We start from the raw sequence: 7,664 nt of genomic DNA on the forward strand, positions 1-7,664 counted from the left end.
CCTGGCCGCGATGCGCTCAGCCTACACCGGCCATGGCCGACATAGTGCCAGCCAGCGCACAACTTGGGCCGGCCCGATCCACCGGGTGCCCTGAACCGCGCCTCCGTCCGCCCTTGACCGCCTCGTACTGGGCCCATTACCTGATCAATGAGCTCAACGCGTTCAGATCCTGGTAGCCGTAGCGGGTCATCGGGTCGATGTAGGAACCCTCGCTGATCTCGTTCCAGCTGATCAGCCCGAAGGCGTTGGGGTTGGTAGCGCCGTTGCCGGTGTACAGGGTCTTGATGGTCTGGCCGCCACGCCGCGGAACGCAGGCCGAGCCACCGGCCAACTGCTTGTTGTAGCCCGGGGTGATCGGTGCCACCCATACCTTCGACGTGCCGTCGGGATTGGCGCCCGAGGCCCGGACGGCGGCCGCGAGGGTGGCCAGCTGCGTGAAGGACTGGGGATTGGCGTACGGGTTCTGGGAGGACCAGTAGTAGGCGTTGCCGTCCAGGTAAGGGGCCCGGCTGGCCGACCAGGTCGTCTCGTCACCGAGGATCCGCAGCTTGGAGCGCAACGGGCCACCGACCGAGGACAGTGTCGAGGCGGGGTACTTGCGGCTGCCCTGCCAGATCATCGTCACCTTCGGCGACTGCGCGCGGTCGAATGCCGGATCGGAACCGTATGTCCTGATGAAGTAAGCAAGATCGTTGCTGATGTAGGAGGTCGACAGCACGGTGGCCGACGCCTTGTAACTGAGCCAGAGCTTGAACGGAATGCCGGCGGCGTTCACCTTGTGCACCGCGTTCACCAGTACCTGCAGCCGCTTGCTGTAGGGATTGCTGGTAGCGGACTGGGTGGCCGAGCCGGTTCCGATCCAGTTCACCAGGAACCCGGTCAGCCCGGCCGCGGCCGCCTGGCGGACATCGGCCTCGATGAATCCGGCGTCATCCTGGCTGTAGATCCGGCCGGGCACGTCGGTGAGGGTGTTGCCGACATAGCGGCTCTTGGCTCCACAGCCGGTCGAGTCCAGGGTTGCCGGCAGCGGCAACGGGCTTGCGCTGAAGGGGTAGTTGGGGCCCAGCGCGCTCTTCCAGTGGTTGGCGCTCCACCAGAGGTAGTAGTAGGCGAAGACCGGTGGCTTGGCGAGCGTCGTAGCGGTGGGCGGGAGCTGGGCGCCGGCCGGCGCGGTCATGGCCGGGACCAGAGCGAGGGAGACGAGGACGGCTGTGCCGAGCGCCACCAGCCGGGTACGAACGCGTCGCTTTCGGGAATAGGTCGGAAAAATATGATCTTCGTGCACCAGGACTCCAGGGTTAGGTAGTCAACTCGAAGCGAGCCTGGTAGCGAAGCGTAACGGATTCGGTGACGATGAGTAATCGAAACCTGGAAACTTCTCGTTCACCCGCGCTTAAGGAACTTTTTGACCGCTCGCGGCTATTCTCAACTACCGTTCCTCGTGACCGAATGGATCGGTGAGCAGAAAAGGGGAGAATCGTGTTCGCTGACGACGGCGCCGAGTACCCCGAGGTGCAAGCCGATACCCGGCCCTCCGCCGAGCACGTCCTGAGGCTGGAGCGGCTCATCGAGCACCAGGCCGATGAGCTGCTCGCCGCCGAAGCCAGCCGGCGGGAGCTGACCGCGATCTGCGATCTGGCCGAGTGGGCTGCTGAATCCACCGGGGACGGTACGGCCGCGGTGGTGCTGGTCGAGGATCTGCGCCGCCTGCTGGCGCGCCGGCACCGGACCAGCCCGGCAGCTGACGGCTCCAGCTGAGCCGCCTTGGCGCTGACGGCTGTGGGGATCCGCTGCCGACCGGGTACTCCATGTCAGGTGGGCCCGTTCCTCCGGAGCGCAAGGGAGTGGGTCGGCTCCACGCCCGGTGCGCCGGCAGCCGCCTGCCGGTGCCGTCGGCGCAGCCGACGACCCAGCAGGGTGAGGCCCACGATCAGCAACACCGGAAGCCCGACCAGCAGCGCCACCGTGGGGAACTGCCTGCCGGGTTCGGTCGGCACCGGTTGGGCGCTGGAATCCACCGCCGAGCTGGGCACCGGAACGTTCGTCTGCCGCAACTCGGCCAGCACGTCGAGGTATCGATGGCCGAACTTCTTCGACGGCTCGACATAGGTGTTCTCGCTGAACTCGTTCCAGCTGATCAGCCCCAGCGCGTCCGGCGAGGACTTCAGCGCGGTCGCGTATTCGGTGCGCAGGGTACGGCCGTCATTCCTGGCAACCGACTTCGTCCCGCCGACCAGCCTGGCATCGAAACCCGGGGCGAAGGGGGCGAGCCAGTACTTGGCGTCGGCGTGCACCGCGGCACTCATGGCATTGAGCTTGTCGGCGTAGTTCTTGTTGGTGGCGGGATTGACCGAGGACCAGTAGTAGGCATCACCATCGGTGACATCGGCGATCCTGCGGTAGCCCTCGACGCTCTTCTCGGTGGACAGCACCAGCACGCCGGGCCGCACCCCTGAGGTGATCCTTGCCACGTCCGCGTGCGAGTACGCCCAGGTCCCACTGAAGATCGTCAGCGGCTTGCCACCCATCCGGGCGAATACCGGATTGAAGGCGAACTGCTGTGCGAAGGTCCTGAAATCCGTTGCCACCCGCGCGGCTGGCAACGGATTCCGGTCGAAGTCCAATCCCTGGTAGATCATCGACAGCAGGAAGTGCTCCTCGGCCGCCACCGCCATCAGGGCCTTCAGCCGCCGGGTGTTGGTGGGGGTGTCCTTCCAGCTCACGATGAACCCGGTGATGCCGGCGGCCTTGGCCTGCTGGATGTGCTTGTGCATCACGTACGGATCGTCACTGGAATATGCGCCCAACTCCGGCAGGTCCACCTTGGCGCGATCCCAGGACTTGGGTACGAACCACTGGTAGTAGTAGGCGTACAGCGCCGGCCCCGGTGGGCTGGCCGGTGTGGTCGTCGCGACCAACCTGACCGCGGCACCACCGGGTTCCTTGACCGGCGCCTGGCCCACGAGTACCGCCAGCAGGAGCAGTGCGCTGAGCGCCGAACCGGCGACAGCGCGCCTCATGTCAGGATCTTCTCCCGGGGCACCAGGACTCCAGGGCCGCCAGGGCCGCGGCCGCGGTTGACCAGCCGGCGCCAGTACTGACGCCCGATGACCAGCAGCGCGACGGCAATGATCAACAGCACGCTCACCAGGATCCCCAGGTCCAGGGCGCTGATCACGATGAGGTCCGCGGTCTTGTCCTTGGACAAGCCGAACTGCTGCACGCCCACGATGGCCCTGCCGGCATCGAGGGTGACCTTGTAGTTGCCGCGCGGCAGGTTGGTCAGCTTGGCGGTGTGCGCGGCATTCAGGGGCACGGTGAGCGTGCCGCCGTCCGGGAAGGTCACCGTGGCGGTGGTGCCCAGGCCGGACTTGAAGATCGCGTCATGCCCGGTGATCACCAGATCGTAGAACTGGGTGGTGAAGGTCGGGTTGGCGGTAGTCGTCGGTGTGAACGTCTGCCGACCGGCATCGACGACGTTGGTTCCACGGACCATCACGGTCTGCAGCGAGTACGTGACCGGCTCGGCGGACAGGATGCTGTGGTGGAAGGACGGCCGCTCCGCATCCAGCCAGGTCGGCGAGGTCAGCGGCAGGTCCACCATCGATCCGTTGTCACTGCGCGCGACGACCGAGTTGACCTCGGCCGGATTCAGCGCAGTACCGTCCTGCCGGACCACCCGCGGCAGCACCTGGTGCTGCACGGTGAACGCCGCGGTGACGACATAGTTCGACCGCATCGGCAGGCCGGACACGGTGCGCGAGAAGGCCTGGTTCGGATCCCGCTGGCCCGCCCACCGGTTGAACTCGTAGCGCTTGTCCGCAGTGGTGACCGAACTGCTCACCACGCTCAGCCGGTGCCCGGTGAAGTCGTGCTCGGCGGTGTAGCTGGTCATCCCGTTGGAGCCGGTCACCAGCTGCTGGCCGTCGACCGTGAAATGCACGCCGGCCAGGGCCGGCACCGTCTTCAGCGTCATCGTGATCGGCCACGGCTTGCGGTGCGGGTGCGGGCGGCTGGCTCCCGGTTTGACAGGCGCCGGCCGCAACGTCTTGTGCGGGTGCGGGCGTGCCGTGGACGTGCTGGGCTTCGACGTGCCGCCGCGCGGGCCGGTCGAGCCGCCGTTGCCTCCCGAGTGGTGGGGCGGCGTCCCGCCCGGCGTCTGCACCGGGTCGGTCGGGGCCGGGGTTCCAGGGTTCGTCGGGGTTCCGGGGTCGGTGGGAGCCGGGGTTCCGGGGTCGGTCGGGGTTCCGGGGTCGGTCGGCGTTCCCGGGTCCGTCGGCGTTCCGGGATCGGTCGGCGTTCCCGGGTCCGTCGGCGTTCCGGGATCGGTGGGCGTTCCCGGGTCCGTCGGGGTTGCCGGGTCGGTCGGGGTTGCCGGGTCGGTGGGCGTCGGCGAGACCGTGGGAGTTACCTCGTCCGTGGGATGCCCCGGGTTCGTGGGGTGCCCAGGATCCGTGGGAGCTCCCGAGCCCTTGGCGATGAGGCTGTTGGAGTGGATGGGAAAGCCGGTGCCGACGTCGCCGGGTTGCCATACCGAGAGCGCACCCGCCACTGCCGGCGCGCTGGACTGGACCGACGCGGTGACCAGGGCGGTGGCCACCAGCGCCACTGCCCGCCATCTGCGACTGGCGTTCATATCTTCGCCCTCACTGGAACCGATCGTGGACTCTTGCCCTTGGTCGACGGCGGACCGGACGGCGACGTTGCCGGCCTGCGCCTGCTGCGGACGACGGCGAAGATCACCAGTCCGGCCACCAGGCACAGCACCACGCCGTAGCACCAGTACACCACCGTCACCGAGACGGCCGGCGCCGCGGCCACCACCGGTTCGGTGAACCGGACGTCAGCCGGCCGCGGGCCCGAATTGAAGTCGAAGGCGCCGGTGATCGGCGTGGCCGCGGCGTCCCGGGAGGCAAGCGGCGCCAGCTTCCAGTTCCGCTCGATGAACGCCAGCGCGCTGGTGTAGTCGTACACGCCGGAGTTGATCTGGCCGGGGCGGACGAAGGGACTGACCAGCAGCGCCGGAACCCGCATGCCGTAACCGTGCGAATCGACCTGTGGTGGCTTGACGTGGTCGTACCAGCCGCCGGAACCGTCGTAGGAGAGCAGGAACGCCGAGGACTTCCAGGAGCTGCTGACCATCAGCGAGCTGACCAGGTTGGTGACCAGCTGCTGGCCACTGCCGATAGACCGGGTGGATCGCTCGCTCGGCCCGTTGCTCGCGATGTAGGCCACCGCCGGCAGGTTCCCGCTGTCGAGGTCACGGTAGTACTGCGAGAGATCGACGATGCGCGAGCTCAGGGCGGGGTCGTCCAGGAAGCGCGGGTAGTTCAACAACGGAACCCGGACCGGCTGGGTGGTCGGTGTGGTCCTGGAGGCGGTCCGGTAGGTCTGCTTCGGGTCGTAACCCTGCACGTAGAACTTCCAGTCGACGCCGGCGGCCTGCAGCCGGTCGAAGATCGTCAGGTGCTTGGCGTAGTCGGCCGCGACCGCGCCCGGGCTGCCGGTCGGCGGTGGGTTGCCCGACACCCAGTAGGAACGGTTGACCCGCTCACCGGACCGGGTCGAGGAGAAGAAGTGGTCGAACAGGACGTAGCGGTTGGCCAGCCCCCAGTAGGCCGGCAGGTCACGCTGGTCGTAGTACCCCATCGCGTCGTGGCCGTCCCGGCCCTGGATCTGGTAGGCCGCGACGAAGCCGTCCATCCGGCCCTCGTCGTACTGGTTGTTCAACTCCACGTTGCCCGCGCCCAGCGCCTGGACGTTCGTGCCGTGCAGGGGGAACGGCTCGACGCAGCTCTCGTCCGAACCGGTGACGACCCGCCGCTGGCAGGTGCCCGGCGGAATGCCCTCGGCGCCGGGATAGGTGCCGAAGTAGTTGTCGAAGGACCGGTCGCCCTGCAGCATGTAGACGAAGTGCTTGATCGGAGTCGTCGGCTCGGTGGCAGCCGGCGCCGCGGTGGCGGCCGGCGCCGCCAGCCAGGCGGTGAACAGGGCCGCCAGAACGGCGGCTGACAGTCTCTTCCTCATGTGCTTCTTCATGTGCTTCTTCATGCCGGACGCACCCGGTAGATCACGACGACAGGCGCCTCGACGGGCTGCCCCGACTTCGACCTGACGGTGACTGTCGAGGTGTACACCGCGACGCCGTGGTACTTGCTGACCAGCGCGGTCAGCTTCGCGCCGAAGGACGGTGAGCGGGCAGCGGTGTAGGAATCCCAGACCAGGTACTGGAACCGGGCCTGGCGCATCGCCAGATCCGGGTTGGGCACCGGCGTGTAGGAAGGGTTGCGGTTGGCCGGATCGGGGCTCACCGACAGCGCGTAGACGCGCCGTCCACCGTAGAACTGGAGCACGTTGGCCATCGACGGCCCGATTGCCAGCAGCTGGGTGCTGGGCGGGACGTTCTGCCCCAGCCAGCGACCTGCCTCGCGGCCGCCGGGCAGGCCGCCGGTGCCGGCCAGGTAGGTGCCGGAGTTGGACGGCTCGATCCTCGACCAGGTCGGGACCAGCAGGCTGATCGCGAGCACCAGCGCCAGGGCGTAGGAAGCGCCGGTCGCGACGTTGTGGCCGCGACGCCGCAACGGGGCCAGGGTGCTGAGCCGGGCGATGGTGCGGGCAGCCAGCACGGCAATCACCGGCGCGGCCGGCAGCAGGTACTGGAAGCCCTTGACCGGCCACAGCGTGAAGAACACCACCGGAACCGCCAGCCAGGTGAGCAGCAGCCGCTCGCGCCAGGTGTTGTGCCGGCGCAACAGCACCAGGCCCACCGCGGCCAGCAGCAAGGTCAGCCAGCCGATCACCGACGGCAACACCTGGGCGTAGAAGAACAGGCCATGGTTCGAACGGCGGAACAGCTGCCACAGCAGGTAGTGCTGGCCGGAACTGGCCCGGCCCGACAGCGACAGCGCCAGCGGGAACGCCGCGATCACCGCGAGCATCACCAGCAGCCCGGCACCGACATGCCGCAGCCGGAGCCGGACGGAGGGGGTGAGGGCGAAGAACGCGTACAGACCCCCGACCAGCACGATGCTGGTCTCCTTGGACAGCACCGTCGCGCCCATCAGCGCGCAGCTGGCGAGCATCCAGTGCAGGGCGGCCGACTCGACATAGCGGGCGACGCAGTACAGCACGAGCGTGGCGCACAGCGTCATGAGCCCGTCCAGCAGCACCTGACGGCTGACCACCACGTGATAGGGCATCACGGCCAGGATCAGGGCCGCCAGCAGGCCGACGCGGTGGTCGTAGAGCCGGCGTCCGAGCCCGTAGGTCGCCAGCACCGCGGCGACCCCGATCGACGCCGTGATCGCCCGGGCCACCCAGTCACTGACACCGCCGTGCAGGCCGGTCGACAGCAGGAGCTGCATGAACAGCGGATGCGCCCGGAACACCGGGAACATCCCCCGCAACACGTCGTTGCCGGCCAGCGCCGCGGCGGTACCGGTGTACACCGCCTCGTCGCTGTTGAAGCCGACCCGGTCCAGTTGCCAGAACCGCAGGAAGGCCGCCAGGAGGAGTATCAGCACCACCGGCAGGCTGGTGCGCAGCCGCGGGTGATCGGTGAGCCGGTGCCAGGCGCGACGGCCCGAGCCGCCCGGCGTGTCACGCCGGGCGGCCATGCTCTCGCGAGCCGGGGCTAGTACTGCCGACAGGAAAGCCGGTTTCGT

Annotated in this window: 6 protein-coding genes; 1 reads left to right on the top strand and 5 read right to left on the bottom strand. The window is 68.2% G+C overall.

All coding sequences use genetic code 11. The features are described from left to right. Positions 1-136: 136 nt before the first annotated feature. Positions 137-1,177 carry a hypothetical protein gene (locus VF542_RS10190; protein WP_408651594.1) on the bottom strand — a complete coding sequence of 347 codons (1,041 nt, stop codon included), beginning with the start codon at positions 1,175-1,177 and terminating at the stop codon, positions 137-139. Positions 1,178-1,479: 302 nt separating this feature from the next. Here VF542_RS10190 and VF542_RS10195 point away from each other — a divergent pair, with 302 nt between their 5' ends. Next, the gene (locus tag VF542_RS10195) at positions 1,480-1,758 is read left to right on the top strand and encodes a hypothetical protein (RefSeq protein ID WP_408651595.1); all 279 of its coding nucleotides are present in this window, start codon (positions 1,480-1,482) and stop codon (positions 1,756-1,758) included. A 53-nt stretch (positions 1,759-1,811) separates the two neighbouring features. On the opposite strand, the gene VF542_RS10200 is transcribed toward VF542_RS10195, so the two are convergent. The 4 genes from VF542_RS10200 to VF542_RS10215 form a co-directional block, all read right to left on the bottom strand. After that, positions 1,812-3,020 (bottom strand): endo-1,3-alpha-glucanase family glycosylhydrolase, encoded by a 1,209-nt coding sequence (locus VF542_RS10200; protein ID WP_408651596.1) that lies wholly within the window; start codon positions 3,018-3,020, stop codon positions 1,812-1,814. Then, positions 3,017-4,636, bottom strand: a complete 1,620-nt coding sequence (locus tag VF542_RS10205; RefSeq protein WP_408651597.1) for a hypothetical protein — start codon at positions 4,634-4,636, stop codon at positions 3,017-3,019. Before VF542_RS10205 ends, VF542_RS10200 begins: the two co-directional genes overlap by 4 nt. Continuing rightward, positions 4,633-6,027: an alkaline phosphatase family protein gene (locus VF542_RS10210; protein WP_408651598.1), complete on the bottom strand. Its 1,395-nt coding sequence runs from the start codon at positions 6,025-6,027 to the stop codon at positions 4,633-4,635. Before VF542_RS10210 ends, VF542_RS10205 begins: the two co-directional genes overlap by 4 nt. Positions 6,028-6,047: 20 nt before the next feature. Then, positions 6,048-7,664: ArnT family glycosyltransferase (locus VF542_RS10215; protein ID WP_408651599.1), on the bottom strand; the 1,617-nt coding region annotated here is incomplete at its 5' end.

It is taken from the genome of Jatrophihabitans sp., assembly GCF_036389215.1.
Classification (GTDB): Bacteria; Actinomycetota; Actinomycetes; order Mycobacteriales; family Jatrophihabitantaceae; genus Jatrophihabitans_A.

What these genes read in the sequence shown, in the direction of transcription:
- VF542_RS10200 (WP_408651596.1), bottom strand. Translation starts at nt 3,020, where the DNA reads ATGAGGCGCGCTGTCGCCGGTTCGGCGCTCAGCGCACTGCTCCTGCTG.
- VF542_RS10205 (WP_408651597.1), bottom strand. Translation starts at nt 4,636, where the DNA reads ATGAACGCCAGTCGCAGATGGCGGGCAGTGGCGCTGGTGGCCACCGCC.
- VF542_RS10210 (WP_408651598.1), bottom strand. Translation starts at nt 6,027, where the DNA reads ATGAGGAAGAGACTGTCAGCCGCCGTTCTGGCGGCCCTGTTCACCGCC.
- VF542_RS10190 (WP_408651594.1), bottom strand. Translation starts at nt 1,177, where the DNA reads ATGACCGCGCCGGCCGGCGCCCAGCTCCCGCCCACCGCTACGACGCTC.